The following is a 19,608-nucleotide window of genomic DNA, read 5'->3' on the forward strand; positions in this document are numbered from 1 at the left end:
GACGGACGGCGCGATCCGCAGGGACCGCGCCGTCGTGACGTATAGCTTTTATAAGCGGACCACTAGCGCTTCAGCAGCGGGGCCAGCTTCTGGGCGATCATCATGTCGCCGGCGATTTTCAGCTTGCCCTGCATGAAGGCCATCATCGGATCCAGGGCGCCCGACGACAGGGCCATGAAGTCGTCCCAGCCGATCGAGACGGTGGCGTCGGCGGGCTTGTCGTCGTTTGTGACGGTGTTCGGCACGGACGCGCCGTCGATGAAGATCTTGCCGACATCGCCCAGGTCGATCTTCACGGTCTTGCCCAGACCGGAGTTGTCGCCGACGGCGCCGCGGATGTGTTCGGTGACTTGAGCCAGATCGGCCATGGAGCGTCTCCCTGAGAAGGTTGAAGCGAATGCCTATCCCTCCCCGCGCCGCCTCACAAGATCACGTCGGGGAAACCGGGCGCGGGGCCGCAGGACACGATCCGCAAACATTGCATCGCGGCGCATTGCGCCGGGTCGCGGGCTCCGCTATCGAGCCTGCCTGCCGGAGACGTGGCCGAGTGGCTGAAGGCAACGGTTTGCTAAATCGTCATACCCTGTAAGGGGTATCGAGGGTTCGAATCCCTCCGTCTCCGCCAGAACTTTCCACCACCACAGGGTTTGAGCGGCGAGATTTGGTCCCGCCCTAAGCTGCGCCCTAAGCCGCGTCTGGCTCTTGGGTCAGGATCGCCTCCAGAGATGATCTGGGGATAAGCGTCCGGCGCCCCACCTTGACCCTCCGCAGCCGGCCTTCAGCCATCATCGCATAGATGGTCGAGAGCCCCAGGCTCATCGCCTCGGCGGCCTCCTCTGGCGAGTAGGCGATCTTGAAGCCGTTGTCGTTAGCCGCGCTCATTGCCACACCCCCACACGATCGCGCTGGGCAATGTTCTCTTCCGCCCGATATCTGTCTCCGAATCCTCGCTCGCTGATCGCCAGGCCCTCGCGAACGAGGATGGCGCCCAGATCCCGGCCGTTTACGGTGCAGCGGACGACGAGGCGGTCATAGGACCGCTCCCCGGTGTCGATACACCGGGCGCCGTTGGCCACGAGTTGGCGAACGCGGGCCCGAGCGATCGGTCCGTAGCGACGAGCGACCGGTGAGCACGCCCAGACCTGAGGCCGGGTCCGGCAGCGGGTGTTGCTCGTCTCGCCGGCGTCGACGCCCTGGAGGCGGAAACGCTGGCCGCACGCCCGGCCACTGTCCCCATCATGGAAGGCCAGCGTGGCGCAAAGGACTGCGACCTGGATCATGCCCCCTCCCCCTCTGACAGCAGGGAACGGGCTTGGCGAAGGTGGGCGACCGTCAGCTTGGTCTTGTGTGAAGGGTTGTGCCGGATGGCTAGGCAGATCGTGTCCGGTGCTGGATACTCGACCGCATCGCCGTCAAACGAGATTGCCCACGCTGCGAACGGCTTCAGCCCCGCCTCCAGCTCCGCAATCCTAGCGGCTTGGGACTGGATGAGACCGGCCGCCATGACGGCTAGGTTTTCGGCATGGATGCGGCGCTCGCCTACCGTGACGACAGTGTCGGATTCGATGGTAAGGAGCGCAACGGCTAGCAGATGCGCGGGGATGGGTGCGCGGCTCAATGCGCTTGTCGGCTCCACCAGCGCCACGGGGTCGGGGGCGGTCATTGAGGCACCGACTGCGTTTCGCGGAAGAAGTCGAAGTCCTCCTGCATCTGTGCCGTAGCATCGGAGGCAATCGCCCGAATGATCTCCTCAGCCCCGCTCCGGGTTCCTGCGCAGACGCTTGCTTGGCCAGCGATCAGGGTTGAAAGCGCAGCGAATCCGACATTGGCCTGCACACCGACCATCGCAAGAGCGAGCCGTTCAAACAGGGCCTCCACGGCCTTTCCATCAACGTCAGCCATTCACCCCTCCTCCGATACGACAGGCGGGGAAGGGAGCGCGGCGAGGAGACGTTCCAGGGTCAGCGCGTCGGAATAAAGCGGGCGAGACCAGTGGCCGTGTCCGGCGTTCTGAACCTCGCAAGAGATGGCGCGAAGATCGTCCGCGACGGCCTCGAGGCTATCCCGCCACCCCTTTGTCTCTTGGGGTAGAGCGGCGAGGATGGCTCCCTCGGCCTCGATTGCCTCTCGGCAGCGCCCCGACCCGCCAGTGGCGAAGCCGTTGATCGCGTCCAGAAACGCGCGAGGATACGGCGCACGGTTGAGCGGGACGATCACGGACGCCACCCCTCCCGGAGCGGCGGTCGCTGGCGGGGAGGCGGACAGACCAACGGACCGTGCGGCCGCAGGGCCTAGAAGCAGGGCGAAATGTTCTGCGCAGACGTAGGCGGTCAGGTTGTGGCGGATGGGTGCCGGATCATCCGGCATGATCTCCTCACCGATCTTACGGATGGCGGGTCGCCCACAGATGCAGCGCTCGCCTTTGCAACAAGCGCTGACAAACACGTCATCGACAGGCACAGTCACCGTCTGGTGGGTCATGGGCGGTCCTCTTGAGTATCGCGGACCCATTTGATTGCGGTCTCGCTCAGGTCATAGGCATCAGGTGCGCTGATCGTGACGCCAGGCTTGGCAGTCTCGCGAACCATTTGACCGATGGCGTCCTCTCGGCTTGTCGCGCGAGTGACGTAGGTTGTGATGTTGAGGTTTCGGCCCGACTGAGCGCCGCATGACGCGAGCCAGAGACCCAGGCGCTCACCGGCCATGGTCGCCCCCTTCTGTGGTGGGGGATGGGCGCGCGCTAATCTGACCGAACCAGAACGCGGTGCAGAGCGCCGTTCCGATCAGACCGCCCCAAGGGGTCTGGCAAGTGATGATCGGCCACACCGCGCAATGTATCAGGCCGCCGACGATGAACCACTTCATTCCCCTTCCCTCCCGCTACGCGTGGCCGGGTCGGTGGGGTGGAGGGCGATTACCTCGCGGATGTCGAACCATTCGGGTTTCAGACCGTCTTCCAGCACCGGCTTGTTCGGGGTGAAGCGCCAGTCTGAAGGCTGGTTGAGGCCGATGGGATGCGTCTCGTTGATCCGCTTGACCCAGCCGATGCGCTCTCCAGCGGAGCGGGTCGAGGATAGGGCGGCTTCTGGCGGGTGAAGTCGACCGGGATACGGTTGCTCGCCTTCGCAGTATGGACAGAGGTTGTTCGCGTCTGTGCTGCCATGTTCGCACAGCACGGGACGGCCATCGATAAACTCTCCGACCCTGTAAAATGCGGGGTTATGCCGAAGTCGTTCGTTGATCGACTTGATGTCCGCCCCCTCCTCCCCGGCTTCCGGGGCTGGAGACAGGGCGGCGCGGCGGTTCCAGGCGGCGACGGCGGTCTCGATGTCGTCGCCGATTGCGTGACCGGAGCCGCAGCCTGTTCGCGCGTTGCAGCCGACGTGAACGGGATAGACCCATTGTCCGCCGCTGCCCCGCTCATCGGGTTGCACATAAATGTCCTTCGATCCGCAGAAAGGACAAGGCTCCAGTGCGTCGTGCTCCAGATCAGCCGACATGGCGCTCTCCAACGGTGCGGATAGGGGCGCGACGGTTCCAGGCTGCTGCCGCTTTCTCCGAGGCGTTAGGCTGAAAACGGATCATCGAAGCGCCACACCGGCAGACGATCTTGCGGCCGTCTCGGGTGAAGATATCGGTCACGCTGTCGCGGTCACCACAGAACGGGCATGGCTCCAGATCAATCGACATGGCGGTCTCCAAGGGTGCGGTACTGGGAAAGGGCGGTGCGGGCGGCGTGATAGAGGTGAGCCGGATAGTTGCAGTACTTGCTGCGCATCACTGGCTTTCCGGCCTTGCCGACGTATGAGTTGCGGTAAATGTCCTCCAGCGCCTTAGCCATCCCCTCGGCCGCTTGGGATTGAGAGGATAGGGCGTCTAGGATCAGGCGGAGGTCGGCCTGGTCTCTCCCCGTGAGACAACCCATCGTGTCGAACTCGACGCGACGATCCCCGCGCGCCAGCCTTCCAATCCGCCCCACAGCCGCATCCAGATCAGACGCGGGGGCTTTGGGTTCGGGGGTCACGAGGCTTGCTCCTTCGCGCGGAGGATGGCGGCGCAGAGGGCGAGCGGGAGCGTTTCAGCAAACTCCGCGTCGCAGCAGTTGTCCTCGTCGAATGGAACAGGGTAGGCCTGAACCCAAGGCGGGCCGTCAGTGCCGACGCCGGTCGCCATCGAGAAGTTCCACCCCGGCAGCACCCGCTCAGCCAGAGACAGGGCTGCGTCTAGGGAGGTGGTGATTTCCGGCAAATCAGCGCGCTTGAGGCCATCCAAGCGGTCGCGAGAAAGGTTCAACGCGACATGAACATCATGGTCCAGACCAAAATCTCCTCGCGGAGCCGACTCCAGCCTCTCGATCAGTTTCCCCACCTCACCCATTGGAAGGGCCTTGGGCTTTGGCGAGGGCTTCGCCTGCATCCGTCAGGACCGCCACACCGCCCGTTCCAGCGGTAGGCCACCTCGCCAGACCCAGCGACATGAGCTTGCCGACGACCGTCGGAGAGGCCCCGAACGTGCGCCAAGCCGCCGTCCCGCAGTTGACCTGAGAGACCTTGCCGTCGCGGATCAGGCCCAGCGTTTCAGACTGGAGCGGCGTCAAAGGTTTAGCCGTATGCCCCGCCTTCACGCCTTCGGTTTGGGTGGTCATGCGGCGAGCCTTTGCTGGTGGACCGCGACCGGACTGGCGAGGATGCCTAGACCCGCTTCAGCGGCGTTGGTGAGAGCGCGAACGCCAAGTGCTCCTGAAGCCCAGAGCGCGGTCCCGTTGGCCGGCGACTTGCCCTCGGTGCCGTCCGGACGGAGGAAGCGGATCTTGGGCGTGAACATCACCGCGTCGGCGCGTTCCCAGGCCGAGCCGAACCAGGGCGCCGACGTGCGGTCAGGCGTCAGGGCGACGCCGTTGTCGTGGTCGAAGAACTTCGCCAGCCACGGCTCCAGCCCGTTCCGGCCGCCAAAAGGCGGGTTCATCCAGACGAAGCCGCTCCAGCCCTGAGCGAGACTGTCTGCCCACAGAACGCGAGCGGCAGGGACATGCGTCGTCAGGCCGTTCGGATGCGCCACGTCCAGATCGAACCGGACACCCATCGCCGCGAACACATGCGGCGGCGTGAACCATTCGTCAGACGCGCCCGGTGTTTCCCACTGGCTCACGCTGCTGTCCTTTCAAGGGAGGGGGTGGAGGCGGACCTGGCGCTCAGGATGGCGCGGCCGAGGATTTCCGGGATCTGCGGGACGACCGCGTTGCCGAGGCCATGCAGGCGGTCCACTCGAGCGGGAACCCCATGAGCCACTCGACCCACGTCGGGTTCAGAGAGCCACCAACGGCCGTCTGAAGGTTCTCGCCACCCTGTAGGTTCGGTCCCCTTCCCGCTCCCGTCGCGCCGTTCGCCCTGGGTGTCGGCCACAGCGATCGATTGACGGCGCGGCCCAGCTCGTTCCCGCTCGGTCCGTTGCTCCGACCGTCCGCGCTGAAGCCATGGGGCGTTGGCCAAATCGGCCTCAAGAAGTCCCGCGGCGATCTCCCGCCGGAGCGCATCGCCGTAGCCTTGGTGTTCGACGCCTCCGGGGTAGGCAACAAGCCAGAGCCGGTCGCGCCGGTGAGGGGCGCCAACGGCGGCAGCTGGTATGCAGTCCCACCACGCATCGTACCCGAGCGCGGCCAGGTCTCCGAGAACGTCTCCAAGTCCTCGACCAAGGAGCGCTGCGACGTTTTCCACGATGACGTAGCGGGGTCGTAGCTCGCGAACCAGTCGTGCATAGTGCCTCCAGAGGCCCGATCGCTCGCCCTCGATGCCCGCGCCCTTCCCGGCGAAGCTGATGTCCTGGCAGGGGAAGCCGCCACAGATGACGTCCACGGGTCCGACTTGTTCGCCGGTCAGGGTGGTCACGTCGGGGAAGCACGGCACGTCAGGCCAGTGCGTCGCCAGCAGGTGTCGGGGAGCTTCCGCGATCTCACAGAAAGCCACGGTCTCGAACCCAGCCCGCTCCAGACCCAGCGCGAACCCGCCAATCCCGCTGAACAGGTCCAGCACCCGCATTTCCCTCTCTGGGTTGGGGGAGGAAATCATGTGTTCACTCCGCCTTCGGCTCCGTACCTGTCGTCGCGGTCATCCAGAGCGGTGACACCCTGGAGCCGCTTCTTGCTCGGCAGCTTCACCGATCCCTTTGGAGGCCAGCCGCCTCCGGGACGGCCCTTGATGCTGGAGCCGCCTCGCTTCTGCCGGCGGGCGTATTGACCCGTCTCGCCGCCTTGGGCCTTGGCCTTGGCGATCGTCGCGAGGTCCGCCTTTGTCTTCTCCAGGGCGCAGGGCCAGCGGTAGAAGGCGCGGTTATCGATGATGTCGCGCTCGCCCTCGCAACCTTGCTCGGTCAACTTTCGCGGCAGGACGTGTTCATCGACCACGCGCTCGTTCACTGGGTCCAAGGCGACACCGCAGCCGCATCCGCAGAGGATCGGGGCTTCGGTTTGGCGCTGGCACAGGGTGATGATCTGCGTGCGGGTGAGGGCTTTGCGGTCGGTCATCCGAACGCATCCAGTGCATCCTGCATGGCCCTCTCGACCTCGGCGGCCTTCTCCGGCTGGGTCACCTTCAGCATCGCGACGAAGCCGCGGTACTTCCCGCTCGCTTGGATGGTCAGCAGTTCGGCCTTGGACTCGAACGCCAGGTCGGCGATCAGCTTGTCCGCTATGGCGCGGTTGGGATCGGCGGCCGGGTCCGTGTCTTGGGCTTCTGCCTGTTCGGAGCCGGCCGCCTCCCCTTCGCCGACCGCATCCGAGAGAGGGAGATTATCATCGGACGCGGTCGGCTCATCCGACACCGGGGGAGCGGCGTCGAAAGCGGGAATGTCATCGTCGCCCAGCACTTCGGCATGGACGGTGTTGAAGCCTTCGGAGGGGCCGTCGACGGGGGCAGCGAGACGGGCCTTCAGGTTCGGCCCTTCGCGCGGGGTCACGTCGCGGACGGCCATCTGACGCTCGTATTCGTCGGGGTCCACGATGCCGGAGAAACCGAAGGCGTACCGGGCGCACTGGATCATCGCCTTGTGGCGGAGCATCCGACGCGGCCAGGTCCGCCAGACCTCAGTCGCCTTCTTGCACTCCGACATGTACTCGGTCGCCTCGATGGAGCGGCCGCGGTCCTTGCGGTGCATCCGGCAGGTGATGGCGATTAGGTCGTCGCCATCGCGAACGTCCTCAAAGTCCATGCCGTCAAACATCGGATGGTCGTTGATGATGCGAGACCATCCGTCGATCGACACGATGGGCTGGATGCCACCACCCTTCGCTGGGAAGGCGTAGAGCTCCTTCGTCATCGGGTTCAAGCCATACTCCTTCGCGACCAGCAGGAAGGCGGCGAACTCCTCGCGGCTGACGTTGCCCTTGCAGACGGTGGCGCGGAGGGTGGCCTCGAAGGCTGCGGGCTCCATCCCGTAGCGGCCGGACATATCGACCAGGACCGAGCGCGGTTGGCGCTCGACAACGGTCAGTTGGGTGGCGGCTTCGGTCACTACGCGGCCTCGTCGGTCAGGTGGTTGTCGTTATCCGGCGTCTCGGCCGCGATCAGCTCGAGCTCGGTGTCGATCCGCTTGGCGGCCCAGGTCGGGAGGGCAAGGTATTCGGCGTCCTGACGGTCGCCGCCGGGGCCCGGCCAACGGCCAGACGACAGGCAGTCGGCGAAGGTGCGAAGCGCAGCGCGGACCTGATGCTGGCCCCGCTCGATATCGGCACCGGTCAAAGTCGTGATCCGGACGCACCAGGGCGCTTCCTTCTCGACCCAGACGAGGGCGAACTCCTCCATCTCGATCCCGAGGGTGGCGCGGAGGCCCATGCCGACGAGCGCGGCCTGAACGTGGTAGCCGAACGCGCCAAGGGACTTCTCCAGCGCGTCGGTGCGGACGCTCGTCGTGGTCTTGAGGTCAGCGACCAGACCCGAGGCGTTCGGGATGACGTCGGGCCGGGCCTTGAGCCAGACGCCGGTCTCCTCATCCTTCCAGATCAGGGAGCGCTCGACCTTGCCGTCCAGAATGCCCGCCCTGACGAGGGGGTGACGTCCGAGGCTGTCCGCCATGCCGGTGACGTCGGCGAGGTCGTCCTCGGTGACGACCGTTTTGCCGGCCAGCAGCTGCTCGTCGCGCCACGCGCGTGCGGCCTTCGTCCGGTAGTCGTCCCATTCGTCGGGCCGGATGGAGAAGTCCTTCTCCAGCCCTTCCCTGCCCTCGATCAGCAGCTTGTGGGCCAGTCGACCGACGTTGAAGGCCTCGTTCTCCTTCGGCGGGACGCGGTTCGGGTTCAGGCTGGAGTGAGCCCAGAAGTGCGCCGGGCTCTCGGTCCAGATGGTGCGCAGGCCGGACGATGAGATCGACGGGCCCTCGCAGGGCTGGCCGTGGTAGGCCTCCATCGACATGCCGATGTAGGAGCCGGGAGCCTGGATGATCTTGCCGGTATAGGCGGTCTCAGCAGTCATAGTAGTCTTCCGGGTCATGGGGTGCGGTGAAGACGCGGTGAACCTTGGCGGCCACCAGGGCGACGAAGGCAGCGGCGGCGATCCAGAGGGCGATCATCCGAAGCACTCCCCGATCCAGATGCGGATGCGGTCGATCAGGGGCGGCTTCTGGCGGACGATCCGGCGCTTGCGATCGGCGACGCGGAGGGCGGCTTGGCGACGCTCGACGCCCTCCCACTCGGAGTGCCAGACCACGCCCAGCGGATGCTCGCGGGCCATCACGCCGCCACCGCCATGGGCTCGGTCGGCGGGGTCTTGTCGGTGCCCTCGGCCGCCCGGATGGCGCGAACCAAATGCGCGACGTGGATCAGGTCGATGTCGACGAGGTCCGACTGCGGCACGGTCAGCGCGTCTTGGAGGTAATGGCCGAGCGCGCGGCGGGCCTGTTCCGTCGTCTGGCGCCGTCCCGAGGACAGCGTGATGATCATCCCGTCCTGCACGCCATAGCGAGGCTCGAACGAAGTCAGGGTCGCGAACACGTCACCGACGACGGTCGGCAGGATCGACGATAGAGGGCGGAAGCCCGCGTCTTCGTTTGCCGGGCGGAGGATCGGTTCAGCGGGGCGTCCAGCCGGCGACGGGAAGGTGAAGGCGTTCATGCCGCCACCCGCAGGTCTTGAGCAGCCGCCGGGCGGATGCTCTCGGCCTTCAGGTCGATGCTCGCCCCGGCCAGACCGTTGACGATGGAAACCTCCCACTTCCCGCCGACGTAGGCCGGGCGAAGGATCGTCCCTCGAAGGAAGCCCTGGGCCCCCTCCCCGTCAGCGCAGTCGACGTCGATGCGCGACCAGCTGTCCTCAATGCGAGCCGAGCCCCAGCCGTGGCCGTGGTCGAAGTAGCGGACCGGGATTTCCACCGCGTCGCCGACGGCAAAAGCCGGGGGCACGGTCGGGGTCTGGAGGTGGTGAAGCGACATGCGTTGGTCTCCGTGTGTGAGGAGACTAAATACGATGTTTCGTATCCGCGCAACCGTAAAATACGATTGTTCGTATTGGCGTGGTGCGTCAGAAACGGACGCCGCCGCTTAGGGCGGGACTCGACTCCTTTCGCAGACTGGAGATTCGTTAACAGCGAAGGGAGAGACGTAGATGGCCAGAAAGACGATCTACTGCGCCCAGCCGTTTTGGTGCCGACAAGGGCTGCTGCAGGCCGGGCTCGTGCACGAGTTTCATACGGAGGATCGCGCGCGGACCGGCGGCGAGATACTCGCGGGCGCGGCGGACGGCGTTGCGGTGTTCAGTCTGACAGGCGAGCCCGACATCGACCTATGGGGCGAGCCGGTTATGATCTCGACCATTGGCCAGGTGCCGGGTGCGGAGCCCTGCTCCGATCCTTGGGATTGCGAAGCCGCCTAGACTCGCTTCCCGATTGTCGGCTAGCGTCACGGTTCCTCGCAGAGTCGCGAGAGTGTTCAAAGCCGAGGGGGCTTCTCAATGACTATCCGCAACACCGTGGCGCTCTGCGCCGCGTCCGCAATGCTGTTTGCAACGACTGCTTGCACCACGACCGAGAAGGTCAACGTGATGCAGCCAGGCGATCAGGCCATGACCTGCACTCAACTCCGCGCCGAATTCGCCAAGCTGGACGAGATCAAGGCCGATGGTCAGAGCGACCAGGGCGTCAACGGCGCTAACGTCGCGGCCGTTCTGTTCTTCTGGCCCGCCGCAGTCGGCAACTACATGTCGGCTCGCGATGCCCTGGCTGTCGCCGAGCGCCGCCATACGCACCTCATGTCGATCTACAACAGCAAGAGCTGCGACAACCCGGCCAATGCCAACCTGACGGTGATGGTCCCGTCGAGCCTGCTGGGTCCGATCGAGCGCAGCGCCGCCGGCATGCACTAATCTTCGACACACCGCTGAAACGACAAACGCCGGCTCCTCACGGGGCCGGCGTTCTGATGTCTGATCCTTGGGAGGTAGATGCGGCTTAGCGAGGTGGCGCGGACTGGACGACTGGATCGTTCGCCCAAGGCTCAGAGGAGTTGGCGGGCCGATCCAGCCATGCAAGACCGCCGATGATGCCGCCGATAGTGATGGCCACTACCGCAAGACCAATCGTCACGATCGCAACGAGATTGTTCGTGAGGTCCCGCTTAGTAGGCAGATCGTCGAGCTTTTTGAGGGACGTCTTGATGTCATCAAGATCCCTCCGGAAATACTCGAAATGCGTCTCTAGGCGGGTGACGCGCTCTTCCATGCCATCAGAGGTGCCACTGCCACCTCCCGTTTTCAAGGGGCGGCGGGCGGTGTCGAACCAGTGAGGGGCCTTTCGGCGAATGTCGTCCTCTTCGATCATTGGCCAGCCTCATCAAGTTCGTATTTGTCCTCCAACGCCTGCGCTAATTTCAGAAGGTGATCGGGCACTTGGTCCGGATCAACTTCCTCTCCCTTGGATATCTTGTTGGCGATGATTGTCAGCTCAGACGCAGCAACCATCGCGAACTCGGCCAGATCGCGCACCGCCGAGCGTAGATCGCCCCATGTCACCGGGCTGTCGTCTAAACGATCGCTCAAGATGCTTCCCCCTGCCCCAGCATGAGAGGGGTCAATGCCGTTGAAGCGCCGCTATGCGCTGTTGGTATTCGTCCTGCAGCCTGTTGATCTCGTCGCCCTTGGCATTTGCTGCCTGCGTTGGTCCCGGCGCCCAACCGGCAGCCTCGGCGGCAGCCAGAAGGCTCTCGCGTTCCGCTGACAAGGGGGCGCGCTTCGCTTCCATCTCCAACTGAAGCCTGTTGACCTCGGCAATGTTTGCGTCGGCGCGATTAATGAGTTCGATCGCCTCGGCGACCGTTGATGGATCCTTGCCCGCCTCGTTTACGAGGGGCGGAATGCCCATAGCGTTACCCATTGCGCGGCCGGCCACATATCGAGTGAAGGCTGCCCGGTCGGTAGGCTCCAAACGGTTGGCGATCCGCTGAACTTGGGCGCCATCCTCAAGCAGCTCAGGCGTGATGGGCGTCGCTTTCGGGTCGCCTGCGCCAGATCCACAAGCCGCAAGCATCACCGTGAGCGCGATCGGTGCCAAGTATCTCATCCGTCGGTCCCCGTCCGTTTGAATACTCGAAGCATCTCTAGCGCCCTGGGCCTATCCTCTGGAGCAATGTCAGAGAAGAGTTCTGCCGCCTCAACGTTGACGTCGTCTGGGTCGGTCCTGAGCCGTCCCTGTCCCACCCCAAACGCATCGGCAAAACGGGCCAAGACCTTCGGTGAAAGCGGAATCTCGCCGGCCTCCACACCGCGGACGTAAGCCTCGTCCGATCCGATCTTCTCCGCGAGCTCTGCCTCGGTCCAGAAGCGCGACAGCCGCCAGGGGCGGATGAAGTTCGTGGGCGACGGGCTGCCAAATAGATCCTCGATCCGCAGTCCGACTGCGCTGGCTAGCTGGGCCTCGGTATCACCCCGGAGGCTACGCGTCGGCGAGCCGGACGACTTCGTGTAGCTATGCAGCGTCGTGTACGGGATGCCCGCGTGCTCAGCGAGCGACTTGGCGTTCCAGTCGGACGTGTCCAGCCAGTCAAGGAAATGCGCGCGCCGGCGCTCCGCGAGTTGCATGGACCATTCTATGGCATGCGCTACGACAAATCGTAACTTCGATGTTTCGTATTTCGCTTGCTTCAAAATACGAGCTTTCGTATTACTTGGCTTATGGACGACCTCAGCCGCCTTATCCGAACTATCGAAACCGTCGCGAATGAGGAGGGCCTGCCCGCTCTCTCTAAGCGAAGCGGCGTTCCGTACACGACATTGATCGACTGGCAGCGCGCTGGTTGGCGGCCGAAGGCGGTCCAGACGCTCGAACGTATCGTTGCTGCGGCCAAGGCTGACCCCGCCAACGACACCCTCCCCCAATCAGAGGCGGCGTGAGCCATGCCCCTCGCTGAGACGCGACACTCTTCCCGCCCCCTCCAGGGTGTCGCCAGCCCCGGCCGTCGACTAGCTCCCCACGGTCGGGGCTGCCTTCTCATGGGAGGCACCGGTGCGACGGTCTGAGGCCGCCGCCATCTTCAACGCGCGGGCCGCCTTTCACTGCCTTGTCCTGATCCAGGAGGCGTTTGTTGACGGCAACGAGGTGGGGGCGCGGGAAGCGCTCGCGCATCTCGCAAAAATTGTCGCTCCGTCGATACCGCTCCTGGACGAACTCCTCGCCCAGGATCAGGCCGCACAGGCTCTGCACCTCCAGAAGCGGCCCATGCGCGTCATCTGCGCCATCGGCATGCCCCAGCCACATCCTGACGCCGCGAACCCGCACGTCTCGCCTCCTGAACAACCCAATCCGTCTGTCGCCTGAGGGCGGCCCCGCCGTCACGCCAATAGAGCCTGAGAACAAAGCATGGCCGAACGTCTGACCTTCCTGGAGCACGCCGCGCTCGCCCGCCGGCTGATCGACAACCTGGGCGGACCTAAGAAGGCGGCGAAGCACTGCCGCGTCGGGGAGAGCGACCTGTCGCTGTATCAAAACCCCAATCGGCCCGACCGCATCATGCCGGCGGACGTCATCAGCGCACTGCAGATCGTCGGGGGCACGACCGAATACAGCGATGCGCTCACGGCGGAAGTCGATCAACCCGACCTGGTCGTCGCCGATCCGCTGCACCATGCCTGCGGCCTGATCCGTGAAGCCTCGGACGCCCTGAGCGCCATCGAGAAATCGGTCGCCGACGGCATCGTCTCTCCCGCCGAGTTCACCGTCTGCGAGACGGAGCTCGCCGAGCTAGAGGCCCGCCTCCCCATCATCCGCGCCGGCCTCCGCAGCAAGATGCTCGCTGCCCACGACGTTCGCCGCGCCGCCTGAACCACCAACGGGACCGACCGGCCCGCTGACCGGTCGAACAGGAGGGCCAGATGGCCAGGAAACTGAAAGAGACCCCGCCCGACGCCGGTTCGTCCCCGTCGATCCCCAATGCGAACGAGGAAGCGAACTTCCTGTCGCACCTCAACAAGCTGAGGGGCCAGGAGAACAAGGTCGCCATCGCCAAGGCCGCCTACGACGCCGAGAAGTCGACGATGACGGACATGTTCCGCGACGCGAAGGCCGATGGCTTCAAGCGCAAGGAACTGCAGTCCATCCTCGACGACGGCAAGGCCAGCCGACGCGACCTGGTGGCCGAGGAGGAGCGCCGGGCCCAACTCCGCATCTGGGCCGGTCTGCCGGCTGGAACGCAGCCCGATCTGTTCGGCCTGGGCGACACCGCCCGCGATGCCGTCGACGCCGACGCGCACGGCTATGCCATGGGCCGCCGGGGTGAGGACGAGATCCCGCCGGACTGGATCGCCCCGCCGCATCACCCCGACTTCTCGCAGGGCTGGAAGAGGGCGCAGGCCGAGCTTGCCGCCAACTTCACCAAAACGCCTGACACCGCCAACGACGACAGCGCCGCCCCGGAAGCCGAGGCCGCCTGATGTACCTCGCGCTCGACCTGGCCACCTGCACCGGCTTCTGCTTCGGAGAGCCCGACACCGGCGAACTGCCGACGATCGGTCATATCCGCCTGCCGAAGACCGGCGAGGACGTCGGCTCCTTCCTCATCGCCTTTGAGGTCTGGCTGACGGAGAAGGTGCGCCAGGTCGAGCCGAGCCTTCTGCTCTTCGAGGCACCCATCCTCGCCTCCAGCGTGACGACGCACGTCACACGCAAGCTCCACGCCCTCGCCGGCATCACCGAAATGGTCGCGAACCGCGCCAAAGTCGAATGCGCCGAGGTTTTCCCGGTCACGGTCAAAAAGGCCCTCACCGGCTCCGGTCGGGCGGACAAGGACGAAATGGTCCGCGCCGCCCGCGCCTACGGTTTCAACCCAGCCGTCCCCGACGAAGCGGACGCCTTCGGTCTGTGGCTCCACGCCGTCAGGACCCGGTTCCCCAAGGATGCCGGACGCTGGGATCCCCTGAACTTCACCCCGAGGGCAGCATGACGATCGTACACTGGACCAAAGACATGGACGACGTGCTCGATGAGCAGTGGGCGCTCCTGACACCAAGCGAAGCAATCGCCGCAATGATCGGCGTAAGTCCGGATCAACTCCGCTATCGCGCGCGCCGCCGCGAGCTGGCGAAACGCCCAGCCGGCAAGCCGAAGGTCGATCCCGAGAGCACCTGGGGCGACCCTGCTAAAGTGGCGGAGCTTTCCAAGATGTGGATTGCTGGTCTGTCCGCTTCGACTATCGGCGCAAAGCTGAAGGTCGGCCGGGCTGCTGTTATCGGCAAGGTTCACCGGCTCGGGCTGTCTCGCGTGGGCCGGGAGCCAGCTTCAGCCCCGTCACGCCTCCCGAAGGCTCCGATCGTTGCGCGTGACCGTCACGTCGGCAGGACTGGCGACCGATTCAAGCCCAAGGCCCCAAAGCCCGCCGATCAGTCGCCTTTCGCTGGCCGGGCTACATCACCCTCTGAGGCAGCAAAGAAACGAGCCGATGCCCAAATGGCCGGTCTCCAGTCCATCCTCCAGGCAGCCGAACCAGCGAACGACGACGCAATCCCCCTGATCAACCGCCGAGCCTTCCAATGCTCCTGGCCAGTCGGCGAGCCGGACCGCCGGGCTGAACAACTCTGCTGCGGCCAGCCTGTGATCGGCGAGCGCACCAAGTCCACCCAGACCTACTGCGACAGACACCGCCAGCGGGCTGCACCGAACGGCATCCCTATCGCACGCGACCTGATCCGCTCAGTTCGGAGGGCGGCATGACCGAGCCCGCTGCCCGCGCCAAGAACATCGCCGCGACCATTGTGATCGAGACCAGCCGCATCGAGGGAAGCCTCCGGGTCATCCGTGACGTCGGTGGCATCAGCGCCGCCCAGACGGCGGCGACCGTCGCTCTGCGTCGCATCACCCGCAAGGCCATGAACGACAACGAAGCCGAGGGGTGGATCGCATGAGCCGCGCCGAGAACCGCATCATCGACCGGATTGACCGCCGCCGGGAGCGAAAGGCCGAGACCCAAGTCCGCGAACTCCGCAGGCTCCAGATCGGAGAGGACGCCCGCGCCCGCGTGAACTGCGCCGCGCTGAACTTCGACGACCCGGCTGAACGGCTGGAGTGGCTCAAGGCAGCTGCCTGGAAAATCCGCGCGCTGTTCGTCTCCGTACAGGACGATGCCGGCGCCGTGGCGTTCTTCGGCTCTCTGGCCGCAGCGCACGATAGCGTCCTGCCTCGGGCGATCAGCAAAGCCAATGCAGAGCGGCTGTTCACCAAAGCGGCCAACGACGGAGGGCCGGAGTGAACCGGAAAGACCTCGTAGCCTTCGAACAGCACTACGCCTCGATGCTTCGCCGGGAGGCGAAGGCTCGGGCGAAGCGATACCCGGCGATCGCTGACCAGCTGACGCGCTGGGCGGACGCTGCTGTTGCCCGTGCTGAGACCGTCCGGTGTGGCCCCCTGTTCTCGGGAGCACCCGAGTAATGGATCCACGCGACCAGAACCCTGGCCTCTCTCTCCCGGCCAACCTTGAAGCGGAGCAGGCGCTGCTGGGCATCCTGCTCTATGAGCCGACCGCGCTCCGCGAGGTTCAGGACCGGGTGTCGGCGGCTGACTTCTCCGAACCGTTTTATCAACGCCTCTTCGCCGCGGCCTGCGAAGGCATCCAGCAGCAGGGCCAAGCCGATAGCGCTCTTCTGTCCGGCAAACTGGCCAACGATCCCGCCTGGGGTGACTTCGGCGGCGCGGCGGGTCTTGGTGACCTGATCGAAAAGGCCGGATCGCCGAAACTCGCCGCAGACTATGCTCTCCAGATCGCCGACGCGGCCATCCGACGGCGCTTGATAACCATGGGCCATGAGGCCGTGACGCGCGCCTATGCCGACTATCTGTCTGGGTTCGAGGCGATCGCCGCCACCCGTGCCGCGCTGGAAGACGCCGAGCGCGGCTCTGCCCCCGAGGACGCACTGTTCGTCAACGCCAACGATGCCGCCCTAGCTCGCATGGACCGGCTCGAGATCGAGGTCGCCACCGGGAAACCCAAGGGCATCCAGACCGGCCTCTCCAGCTTCGACAAGCGCCTCGGTGGCCTGATGCCGGGTTCGGTCATCGTCCTCGCCGGGCGGCCAGGCATGGGCAAGACTGCCTTGCTGGGCAACGTCCTCTACGGCGCCGCCATCATGAACTCGAACAAGCTGTTCGCGGGCTTCTCCCTGGAGATGGACACCGACCAGCTCAACGACCGTGCCCTGTCCCGCCTGACGGTCGACGAGGATCAGCCAGTGTCGTTTTCGGACATCGCCAAGGTGCGGCCGCTCACATCGTTCGACCTTGCCGCACTTCATCGCGCCAAGAACCGCATTCCTCGAAACCTCTGGCTCCGCGATCGGGCCGGGGTGTCCGTCGAGGACGTAGCTCGCGCCGTCTGGGCGATGAAGCGCCGCGGCGACCTTGGCGCCATCGGGATCGACTACCTGCAGCTGATGAAGCGCCCCGCCCTCGCCGGCCGGAACGAGGCTAGCGCCATCGCCGAGATGACCGGGGCCCTGAAGAACCTAGCACGCGAGGCCAAGATCTCGATCCTCCTGCTGTCCCAGCTCAACCGATCGGTCGAGAGCCGCGACGACAAGCGTCCGATGCTGTCGGACCTGCGAGAGTCGGGCTCCATCGAGCAGGACGCTGACGCCGTCCTCTTCCCCTATCGCGAGGTCTACTACCTTCAGAAGGCAGAGCCGAAGCCTGACCCGACCGGGATGAACGGCGCGCACTTCGAGTGGGAGATGCAGGTCGAGAGCTTGCGGACCCACATGGACGTCATCGTCGCCAAGAACCGCCACGGCTCGGAGGGCGCGGAGCCGCAGTCCTACCGCGCCGAGATCGACCTCATTGAAGACCGGAGGGCCGCATGAGCCTGAGCCTTGCAGCCCTCCGCGAGCTTGTGGACCTCGGCCTGACGGCCGAGCAGATCCTCCGCGTGGCCGAAGCCCAAGGCGAGCCAGCCGCTGCTGTCGCCCAGGTTCGCCAACGGTCGAAGGGTGCCGAGAGGCAGGCCCGTTACGAGGAGCGTCAGCGTCAGAAAGCGTCAGCGAGCGTCAGTTCTGACGTCAGTTCTGACGCGTCAGGCGAACCGGCCTCCCCCTCCCTCTCCCCTTCCCCCCAGACCCCCCAACCCCACACCCACCCCCGCGTAGATAATACCCCCCTACCCCCCGAGGGCCGTCAGCGGCGGAAGCCCGAAACGTCGTTGCCGTCCGGATGCCCGTCTGCCGAGTTGGTGTCGTTGATGCAGGCCGAGGCCCGAGAAGCTGGGGCTAACCTCGACCTGGCCCACGAAGCCCGCCAGTTCCGCGACTGGTGGACGGCAAAGGATGGCCGAAACCGGGATTGGGACGCCTGCTGGCGGACCTGGGCGCGCCGAGCCATCGCCAAGGCGCCGCGCACCGCCGCCGCGTCGCTGGCCGGTCGCCGGACGACGCCGGAAGCCGACCGCTGGCGCCGCTGGGTCCGGGAGTTTCGGTCGAACCGTTACTGGCCCACCGACGACGCTGGACCGCGCCCAGGCTCGCCCGACTGCCGTGTTCCGCCCGAAATCCTCGCCGAATTCGGGATCACCCCGCCGGCCGCCAACGACCCCAAGCCCACTGACCTGTTCGCCCAAGGAGCTGCAGCATGACCTCCGCCCGCCAACGCAAGAAGCGCCAGCACCGCAAGGGCCCGAGCGCACCTCGGGTCATCGGGGCGAACGACAACCACCTGTTGGGCGCGAACGATGACGAGGTGATCGTCGTCCGGGGCGTCTCGCTGACGAAGAACCAAGCCCTGCGGATGCTCAAGGCTGAAGCAGACCAGGCCTCGAATGACCTCGTCCGCCGCAAGGCCGGTCGTGACGCCATGGCGGCCTTGAACGCTGAGATCGACCTCGCCGCCTTGGTGGTGGAGCGAGGCGCCCAGGCTGACGAGACCGTGGCCCTTGAGAACCGTCGGGGCAACACAGCGTCGGTAGAGTGGGTCCAAGGCAAGGACGACAAAGGCAAGCTGGAGCCGCGCCCTCTCCCCCGTGTGAAAATCACGTCGCGCGACGGGCTGGAAACCCTGCGGACCTCGCAGTCCATCTCGGCGATCCAGCACGCGGCCGGCCTCCGCTACCGGACCGATTACGAGGCCATCGACCCGGAGAAAGGCCTGACGCCGCCGTCGATCGACCAGACGCGAAAGCCCAACCACGGCGGCGACGGATACGCGGCCAAGCGTCGGGAGATCGAAGAGCGGGTCTTCGGGATCCACTGCATGATCTGCGGGGTCGACGCGCCGACCGGGGAGCAACGGGCCGCCCTGCCCTCATTCCCGGCGGGCCACCCGGCCTCGCGCGCCATATTCGCGCTCAACTACATCGCAGGCCGAGGCGATAACCTGAGCGACATGACCACATCAGGTTCGGTGAAGGCGCGCATCCGAGAGGACTTGATCTTCGCGCTAGACGCGTGCGCTATCACTTACGGTTTAGAATAGGAGAAGAACCATGGCAGCTCACGACCCCGCGGCGATTGGTATTGCCGGAATGGCGCTCAATGCGGCGATACTCCGAGGCCTGATCAAGGCTGGCGCCCTCACCGAGGACCAAGCGAACGAGATCGCAAGGGACGCAATTTCTCAGGTGCAGGCGAACCCCAACGCCCTGACGCGCGAGCAGGTCTTGGAAGTTTACCGTGACGTTGGGATGCTGAAGCCTTGACGCCGGAACGGTAACCTGCGCAGAAGGCCATAGCGCAAGACGCGCCCCAGATCGGCCCCTCCCTCTCGGCGGGGCCTTTTTCGTTTCCGGCGCCGACCATGTTCTGACCTGCGGGGATGGCTGGATCAGTGCTTTCGACGAGGAGGCTAGTCGCCGGTGTAGAGGGGATCGCCTTTGCCGGTGACGAAGTCGAAGCCCGTAATGAACGACGACGTCCAGCTGTAGAGTTCCATCTCGTCAACTTCGGCCGGGCGCTCGCTGTTGCGGCGCGAATATTCGGCCTGATCGAGCCGAGCCAGGAATCGGCGCTGAAAAGTTGGATCAGTCTCGTTCATCGTATGGACGAGCGCTGTGATCATGGCGGCAATCCCGCGCTTGGTGTTGTCGAGTTCCGGGTTGATGACGCGGTTCATGGTGTCGCTCCAGTTGTGAAGCTCTCACCCTTTGCCGGAATCACCTTCGGCACAA

At 65.3% G+C, this 19,608-nt stretch carries 36 protein-coding genes, 1 tRNA gene and 1 pseudogene; 14 read left to right on the forward strand and 24 right to left on the reverse strand.

What is annotated here, in order from left to right; translation table 11 throughout:
• Nucleotides 1-62: 62 nt before the first annotated feature.
• Entirely contained in the window at nucleotides 63-368 is a 306-nt protein-coding gene (locus O5O43_RS08525; protein ID WP_271083458.1) for an SCP2 sterol-binding domain-containing protein, read from the reverse strand.
• Nucleotides 369-533: 165 nt separating this feature from the next.
• Here O5O43_RS08525 and O5O43_RS08530 point away from each other — a divergent pair.
• Nucleotides 534-625 (forward strand) — tRNA-Ser (locus O5O43_RS08530).
• 59 nt (nucleotides 626-684) lie between these two features.
• Here the strand turns inward: O5O43_RS08530 and O5O43_RS08535 are convergent.
• The 18 genes and pseudogenes from O5O43_RS08535 to O5O43_RS08620 all read right to left on the reverse strand — a co-directional run bounded on the left by O5O43_RS08535 (nucleotide 685) and on the right by O5O43_RS08620 (nucleotide 9,417).
• A complete protein-coding gene (locus O5O43_RS08535) occupies nucleotides 685-882 on the reverse strand; it encodes a helix-turn-helix domain-containing protein (RefSeq protein WP_271083459.1) in 198 nt (65 codons plus the stop codon).
• Nucleotides 879-1,280, reverse strand: coding sequence for a thermonuclease family protein (locus O5O43_RS08540; RefSeq protein WP_271083460.1), 402 nt, complete (start codon nucleotides 1,278-1,280; stop codon nucleotides 879-881). Before O5O43_RS08540 ends, O5O43_RS08535 begins: the two co-directional genes overlap by 4 nt.
• Complete coding sequence (locus tag O5O43_RS08545; RefSeq protein ID WP_271083461.1) at nucleotides 1,277-1,663, reverse strand: hypothetical protein; 387 nt, start codon at nucleotides 1,661-1,663, stop codon at nucleotides 1,277-1,279. The genes O5O43_RS08540 and O5O43_RS08545 overlap by 4 nt, the downstream gene beginning before the upstream one ends.
• A complete protein-coding gene (locus O5O43_RS08550; protein WP_271083462.1) occupies nucleotides 1,660-1,902 on the reverse strand; it encodes a hypothetical protein in 243 nt (80 codons plus the stop codon). Before O5O43_RS08550 ends, O5O43_RS08545 begins: the two co-directional genes overlap by 4 nt.
• Nucleotides 1,903-2,481 carry a hypothetical protein gene (locus O5O43_RS08555; RefSeq protein ID WP_271083463.1) on the reverse strand — a complete coding sequence of 193 codons (579 nt, stop codon included), beginning with the start codon at nucleotides 2,479-2,481 and terminating at the stop codon, nucleotides 1,903-1,905.
• Between the two features lie 380 nt (nucleotides 2,482-2,861).
• Complete coding sequence (locus O5O43_RS08560; RefSeq protein WP_271083464.1) at nucleotides 2,862-3,500, reverse strand: Lar family restriction alleviation protein; 639 nt, start codon at nucleotides 3,498-3,500, stop codon at nucleotides 2,862-2,864.
• On the reverse strand, nucleotides 3,490-3,690 hold the full coding sequence (locus O5O43_RS08565) for a Lar family restriction alleviation protein (RefSeq protein WP_271083465.1): 201 nt from the start codon (nucleotides 3,688-3,690) through the stop codon (nucleotides 3,490-3,492). Before O5O43_RS08565 ends, O5O43_RS08560 begins: the two co-directional genes overlap by 11 nt.
• Nucleotides 3,680-4,024, reverse strand: a complete 345-nt coding sequence (locus O5O43_RS08570; RefSeq protein WP_271083466.1) for a hypothetical protein — start codon at nucleotides 4,022-4,024, stop codon at nucleotides 3,680-3,682. The genes O5O43_RS08565 and O5O43_RS08570 overlap by 11 nt, the downstream gene beginning before the upstream one ends.
• Nucleotides 4,021-4,377, reverse strand: coding sequence for a hypothetical protein (locus O5O43_RS08575; RefSeq protein ID WP_271083467.1), 357 nt, complete (start codon nucleotides 4,375-4,377; stop codon nucleotides 4,021-4,023). The genes O5O43_RS08570 and O5O43_RS08575 overlap by 4 nt, the downstream gene beginning before the upstream one ends.
• On the reverse strand, nucleotides 4,370-4,645 hold the full coding sequence (locus O5O43_RS08580; protein WP_271083468.1) for a hypothetical protein: 276 nt from the start codon (nucleotides 4,643-4,645) through the stop codon (nucleotides 4,370-4,372). The genes O5O43_RS08575 and O5O43_RS08580 overlap by 8 nt, the downstream gene beginning before the upstream one ends.
• Nucleotides 4,642-5,148 (reverse strand): DNA N-6-adenine-methyltransferase, encoded by a 507-nt coding sequence (locus tag O5O43_RS08585; protein ID WP_271083469.1) that lies wholly within the window; start codon nucleotides 5,146-5,148, stop codon nucleotides 4,642-4,644. The genes O5O43_RS08580 and O5O43_RS08585 overlap by 4 nt, the downstream gene beginning before the upstream one ends.
• Nucleotides 5,145-6,065: a DNA cytosine methyltransferase gene (locus O5O43_RS08590; RefSeq protein ID WP_271083470.1), complete on the reverse strand. Its 921-nt coding sequence runs from the start codon at nucleotides 6,063-6,065 to the stop codon at nucleotides 5,145-5,147. The genes O5O43_RS08585 and O5O43_RS08590 overlap by 4 nt, the downstream gene beginning before the upstream one ends.
• Nucleotides 6,062-6,520 (reverse strand): hypothetical protein, encoded by a 459-nt coding sequence (locus O5O43_RS08595; protein WP_271083471.1) that lies wholly within the window; start codon nucleotides 6,518-6,520, stop codon nucleotides 6,062-6,064. Before O5O43_RS08595 ends, O5O43_RS08590 begins: the two co-directional genes overlap by 4 nt.
• A pseudogene (locus O5O43_RS08600) lies at nucleotides 6,517-7,401 on the reverse strand (RecT family recombinase); the annotation flags it as partial. The gene O5O43_RS08595 and the pseudogene O5O43_RS08600, both read right to left, overlap by 4 nt.
• Nucleotides 7,402-7,505: 104 nt before the next feature.
• Complete coding sequence (locus O5O43_RS08605) at nucleotides 7,506-8,462, reverse strand: PD-(D/E)XK nuclease-like domain-containing protein (RefSeq protein ID WP_271083473.1); 957 nt, start codon at nucleotides 8,460-8,462, stop codon at nucleotides 7,506-7,508.
• 93 nt (nucleotides 8,463-8,555) lie between these two features.
• The gene (locus O5O43_RS08610) at nucleotides 8,556-8,723 is read right to left on the reverse strand and encodes a hypothetical protein (protein ID WP_271083474.1); all 168 of its coding nucleotides are present in this window, start codon (nucleotides 8,721-8,723) and stop codon (nucleotides 8,556-8,558) included.
• A complete protein-coding gene (locus tag O5O43_RS08615; RefSeq protein ID WP_271083475.1) occupies nucleotides 8,720-9,100 on the reverse strand; it encodes a hypothetical protein in 381 nt (126 codons plus the stop codon). The genes O5O43_RS08610 and O5O43_RS08615 overlap by 4 nt, the downstream gene beginning before the upstream one ends.
• Nucleotides 9,097-9,417: a hypothetical protein gene (locus tag O5O43_RS08620; RefSeq protein ID WP_271083476.1), complete on the reverse strand. Its 321-nt coding sequence runs from the start codon at nucleotides 9,415-9,417 to the stop codon at nucleotides 9,097-9,099. The genes O5O43_RS08615 and O5O43_RS08620 overlap by 4 nt, the downstream gene beginning before the upstream one ends.
• Nucleotides 9,418-9,589: 172 nt before the next feature.
• On the opposite strand from O5O43_RS08620, the gene O5O43_RS08625 reads away from it, so the two are divergent.
• Both O5O43_RS08625 and O5O43_RS08630 read left to right on the forward strand, forming a co-directional pair.
• Entirely contained in the window at nucleotides 9,590-9,856 is a 267-nt protein-coding gene (locus O5O43_RS08625) for a hypothetical protein (RefSeq protein ID WP_271083477.1), read from the forward strand.
• 78 nt (nucleotides 9,857-9,934) lie between these two features.
• A complete protein-coding gene (locus O5O43_RS08630) occupies nucleotides 9,935-10,345 on the forward strand; it encodes a hypothetical protein (protein WP_271083478.1) in 411 nt (136 codons plus the stop codon).
• 85 nt (nucleotides 10,346-10,430) lie between these two features.
• Here O5O43_RS08630 and O5O43_RS08635 read toward each other — a convergent pair whose 3' ends face one another.
• The 4 genes from O5O43_RS08635 to O5O43_RS08650 are packed head-to-tail and all read right to left on the reverse strand — an operon-like array spanning nucleotide 10,431 to nucleotide 12,055.
• On the reverse strand, nucleotides 10,431-10,799 hold the full coding sequence (locus tag O5O43_RS08635; RefSeq protein ID WP_271083479.1) for a hypothetical protein: 369 nt from the start codon (nucleotides 10,797-10,799) through the stop codon (nucleotides 10,431-10,433).
• Entirely contained in the window at nucleotides 10,796-11,017 is a 222-nt protein-coding gene (locus O5O43_RS08640; protein ID WP_271083480.1) for a hypothetical protein, read from the reverse strand. The genes O5O43_RS08635 and O5O43_RS08640 overlap by 4 nt, the downstream gene beginning before the upstream one ends.
• A gap of 31 nt (nucleotides 11,018-11,048) precedes the next feature.
• On the reverse strand, nucleotides 11,049-11,528 hold the full coding sequence (locus tag O5O43_RS08645) for a hypothetical protein (RefSeq protein ID WP_271083481.1): 480 nt from the start codon (nucleotides 11,526-11,528) through the stop codon (nucleotides 11,049-11,051).
• A 5-nt stretch (nucleotides 11,529-11,533) separates the two neighbouring features.
• Complete coding sequence (locus O5O43_RS08650; protein ID WP_271083482.1) at nucleotides 11,534-12,055, reverse strand: helix-turn-helix transcriptional regulator; 522 nt, start codon at nucleotides 12,053-12,055, stop codon at nucleotides 11,534-11,536.
• 424 nt (nucleotides 12,056-12,479) lie between these two features.
• Here O5O43_RS08650 and O5O43_RS08655 point away from each other — a divergent pair, with 424 nt between their 5' ends.
• The 11 genes from O5O43_RS08655 (at nucleotide 12,480) to O5O43_RS08705 (ending at nucleotide 19,140) form a co-directional block, all read left to right on the forward strand.
• Nucleotides 12,480-12,791 (forward strand): hypothetical protein, encoded by a 312-nt coding sequence (locus tag O5O43_RS08655; RefSeq protein WP_271083483.1) that lies wholly within the window; start codon nucleotides 12,480-12,482, stop codon nucleotides 12,789-12,791.
• Between the two features lie 42 nt (nucleotides 12,792-12,833).
• Nucleotides 12,834-13,295 (forward strand): hypothetical protein, encoded by a 462-nt coding sequence (locus O5O43_RS08660; protein ID WP_271083484.1) that lies wholly within the window; start codon nucleotides 12,834-12,836, stop codon nucleotides 13,293-13,295.
• 50 nt (nucleotides 13,296-13,345) lie between these two features.
• The gene (locus tag O5O43_RS08665; protein WP_271083485.1) at nucleotides 13,346-13,903 is read left to right on the forward strand and encodes a hypothetical protein; all 558 of its coding nucleotides are present in this window, start codon (nucleotides 13,346-13,348) and stop codon (nucleotides 13,901-13,903) included.
• Nucleotides 13,903-14,412 carry a hypothetical protein gene (locus O5O43_RS08670; protein ID WP_271083486.1) on the forward strand — a complete coding sequence of 170 codons (510 nt, stop codon included), beginning with the start codon at nucleotides 13,903-13,905 and terminating at the stop codon, nucleotides 14,410-14,412. Before O5O43_RS08665 ends, O5O43_RS08670 begins: the two co-directional genes overlap by 1 nt.
• Complete coding sequence (locus tag O5O43_RS08675) at nucleotides 14,409-15,179, forward strand: GcrA family cell cycle regulator (protein WP_271083487.1); 771 nt, start codon at nucleotides 14,409-14,411, stop codon at nucleotides 15,177-15,179. The genes O5O43_RS08670 and O5O43_RS08675 overlap by 4 nt, the downstream gene beginning before the upstream one ends.
• A complete protein-coding gene (locus O5O43_RS08680; RefSeq protein ID WP_271083488.1) occupies nucleotides 15,176-15,370 on the forward strand; it encodes a hypothetical protein in 195 nt (64 codons plus the stop codon). Before O5O43_RS08675 ends, O5O43_RS08680 begins: the two co-directional genes overlap by 4 nt.
• Nucleotides 15,367-15,714, forward strand: a complete 348-nt coding sequence (locus tag O5O43_RS08685; RefSeq protein ID WP_271083489.1) for a hypothetical protein — start codon at nucleotides 15,367-15,369, stop codon at nucleotides 15,712-15,714. Before O5O43_RS08680 ends, O5O43_RS08685 begins: the two co-directional genes overlap by 4 nt.
• Before the next feature lie 178 nt (nucleotides 15,715-15,892).
• Nucleotides 15,893-17,317 carry a DnaB-like helicase C-terminal domain-containing protein gene (locus O5O43_RS08690; RefSeq protein ID WP_271083490.1) on the forward strand — a complete coding sequence of 475 codons (1,425 nt, stop codon included), beginning with the start codon at nucleotides 15,893-15,895 and terminating at the stop codon, nucleotides 17,315-17,317.
• Between the two features lie 374 nt (nucleotides 17,318-17,691).
• Nucleotides 17,692-18,081 carry a hypothetical protein gene (locus tag O5O43_RS08695; RefSeq protein ID WP_271083491.1) on the forward strand — a complete coding sequence of 130 codons (390 nt, stop codon included), beginning with the start codon at nucleotides 17,692-17,694 and terminating at the stop codon, nucleotides 18,079-18,081.
• Nucleotides 18,078-18,917 carry a hypothetical protein gene (locus O5O43_RS08700; RefSeq protein ID WP_271083492.1) on the forward strand — a complete coding sequence of 280 codons (840 nt, stop codon included), beginning with the start codon at nucleotides 18,078-18,080 and terminating at the stop codon, nucleotides 18,915-18,917. Before O5O43_RS08695 ends, O5O43_RS08700 begins: the two co-directional genes overlap by 4 nt.
• A 10-nt stretch (nucleotides 18,918-18,927) precedes the next feature.
• Nucleotides 18,928-19,140 (forward strand): hypothetical protein, encoded by a 213-nt coding sequence (locus tag O5O43_RS08705; protein ID WP_271083493.1) that lies wholly within the window; start codon nucleotides 18,928-18,930, stop codon nucleotides 19,138-19,140.
• Between the two features lie 146 nt (nucleotides 19,141-19,286).
• On the opposite strand, the gene O5O43_RS08710 is transcribed toward O5O43_RS08705, so the two are convergent.
• Entirely contained in the window at nucleotides 19,287-19,553 is a 267-nt protein-coding gene (locus O5O43_RS08710; protein WP_271083494.1) for a hypothetical protein, read from the reverse strand.
• Nucleotides 19,554-19,608: the final 55 nt, after the last annotated feature.

Origin of the sequence: Brevundimonas sp. NIBR11 (genome assembly GCF_027912535.1) — a bacterium.
GTDB lineage: Bacteria > Pseudomonadota > Alphaproteobacteria > Caulobacterales > Caulobacteraceae > Brevundimonas.

Excerpts from the sequence above, each read along its gene's own strand:
- O5O43_RS08525 (WP_271083458.1), bottom strand. The coding sequence starts at position 368 with ATGGCCGATCTGGCTCAAGTCACCGAACACATCCGCGGCGCCGTCGGC.
- O5O43_RS08535 (WP_271083459.1), bottom strand. The coding sequence starts at position 882 with ATGAGCGCGGCTAACGACAACGGCTTCAAGATCGCCTACTCGCCAGAG.
- O5O43_RS08540 (WP_271083460.1), bottom strand. The coding sequence starts at position 1,280 with ATGATCCAGGTCGCAGTCCTTTGCGCCACGCTGGCCTTCCATGATGGG.
- O5O43_RS08545 (WP_271083461.1), bottom strand. The coding sequence starts at position 1,663 with ATGACCGCCCCCGACCCCGTGGCGCTGGTGGAGCCGACAAGCGCATTG.
- O5O43_RS08550 (WP_271083462.1), bottom strand. The coding sequence starts at position 1,902 with ATGGCTGACGTTGATGGAAAGGCCGTGGAGGCCCTGTTTGAACGGCTC.
- O5O43_RS08555 (WP_271083463.1), bottom strand. The coding sequence starts at position 2,481 with ATGACCCACCAGACGGTGACTGTGCCTGTCGATGACGTGTTTGTCAGC.
- O5O43_RS08560 (WP_271083464.1), bottom strand. The coding sequence starts at position 3,500 with ATGTCGGCTGATCTGGAGCACGACGCACTGGAGCCTTGTCCTTTCTGC.
- O5O43_RS08565 (WP_271083465.1), bottom strand. The coding sequence starts at position 3,690 with ATGTCGATTGATCTGGAGCCATGCCCGTTCTGTGGTGACCGCGACAGC.
- O5O43_RS08575 (WP_271083467.1), bottom strand. The coding sequence starts at position 4,377 with ATGGGTGAGGTGGGGAAACTGATCGAGAGGCTGGAGTCGGCTCCGCGA.
- O5O43_RS08580 (WP_271083468.1), bottom strand. The coding sequence starts at position 4,645 with ATGACCACCCAAACCGAAGGCGTGAAGGCGGGGCATACGGCTAAACCT.
- O5O43_RS08590 (WP_271083470.1), bottom strand. The coding sequence starts at position 6,065 with ATGATTTCCTCCCCCAACCCAGAGAGGGAAATGCGGGTGCTGGACCTG.
- O5O43_RS08595 (WP_271083471.1), bottom strand. The coding sequence starts at position 6,520 with ATGACCGACCGCAAAGCCCTCACCCGCACGCAGATCATCACCCTGTGC.
- O5O43_RS08605 (WP_271083473.1), bottom strand. The coding sequence starts at position 8,462 with ATGACTGCTGAGACCGCCTATACCGGCAAGATCATCCAGGCTCCCGGC.
- O5O43_RS08615 (WP_271083475.1), bottom strand. The coding sequence starts at position 9,100 with ATGAACGCCTTCACCTTCCCGTCGCCGGCTGGACGCCCCGCTGAACCG.
- O5O43_RS08620 (WP_271083476.1), bottom strand. The coding sequence starts at position 9,417 with ATGTCGCTTCACCACCTCCAGACCCCGACCGTGCCCCCGGCTTTTGCC.
- O5O43_RS08625 (WP_271083477.1), top strand. The coding sequence starts at position 9,590 with ATGGCCAGAAAGACGATCTACTGCGCCCAGCCGTTTTGGTGCCGACAA.
- O5O43_RS08630 (WP_271083478.1), top strand. The coding sequence starts at position 9,935 with ATGACTATCCGCAACACCGTGGCGCTCTGCGCCGCGTCCGCAATGCTG.
- O5O43_RS08635 (WP_271083479.1), bottom strand. The coding sequence starts at position 10,799 with ATGATCGAAGAGGACGACATTCGCCGAAAGGCCCCTCACTGGTTCGAC.
- O5O43_RS08650 (WP_271083482.1), bottom strand. The coding sequence starts at position 12,055 with ATGCAACTCGCGGAGCGCCGGCGCGCGCATTTCCTTGACTGGCTGGAC.
- O5O43_RS08660 (WP_271083484.1), top strand. The coding sequence starts at position 12,834 with ATGGCCGAACGTCTGACCTTCCTGGAGCACGCCGCGCTCGCCCGCCGG.
- O5O43_RS08665 (WP_271083485.1), top strand. The coding sequence starts at position 13,346 with ATGGCCAGGAAACTGAAAGAGACCCCGCCCGACGCCGGTTCGTCCCCG.
- O5O43_RS08670 (WP_271083486.1), top strand. The coding sequence starts at position 13,903 with ATGTACCTCGCGCTCGACCTGGCCACCTGCACCGGCTTCTGCTTCGGA.
- O5O43_RS08675 (WP_271083487.1), top strand. The coding sequence starts at position 14,409 with ATGACGATCGTACACTGGACCAAAGACATGGACGACGTGCTCGATGAG.
- O5O43_RS08680 (WP_271083488.1), top strand. The coding sequence starts at position 15,176 with ATGACCGAGCCCGCTGCCCGCGCCAAGAACATCGCCGCGACCATTGTG.
- O5O43_RS08685 (WP_271083489.1), top strand. The coding sequence starts at position 15,367 with ATGAGCCGCGCCGAGAACCGCATCATCGACCGGATTGACCGCCGCCGG.
- O5O43_RS08690 (WP_271083490.1), top strand. The coding sequence starts at position 15,893 with ATGGATCCACGCGACCAGAACCCTGGCCTCTCTCTCCCGGCCAACCTT.
- O5O43_RS08695 (WP_271083491.1), top strand. The coding sequence starts at position 17,692 with ATGCAGGCCGAGGCCCGAGAAGCTGGGGCTAACCTCGACCTGGCCCAC.
- O5O43_RS08700 (WP_271083492.1), top strand. The coding sequence starts at position 18,078 with ATGACCTCCGCCCGCCAACGCAAGAAGCGCCAGCACCGCAAGGGCCCG.
- O5O43_RS08705 (WP_271083493.1), top strand. The coding sequence starts at position 18,928 with ATGGCAGCTCACGACCCCGCGGCGATTGGTATTGCCGGAATGGCGCTC.
- O5O43_RS08710 (WP_271083494.1), bottom strand. The coding sequence starts at position 19,553 with ATGAACCGCGTCATCAACCCGGAACTCGACAACACCAAGCGCGGGATT.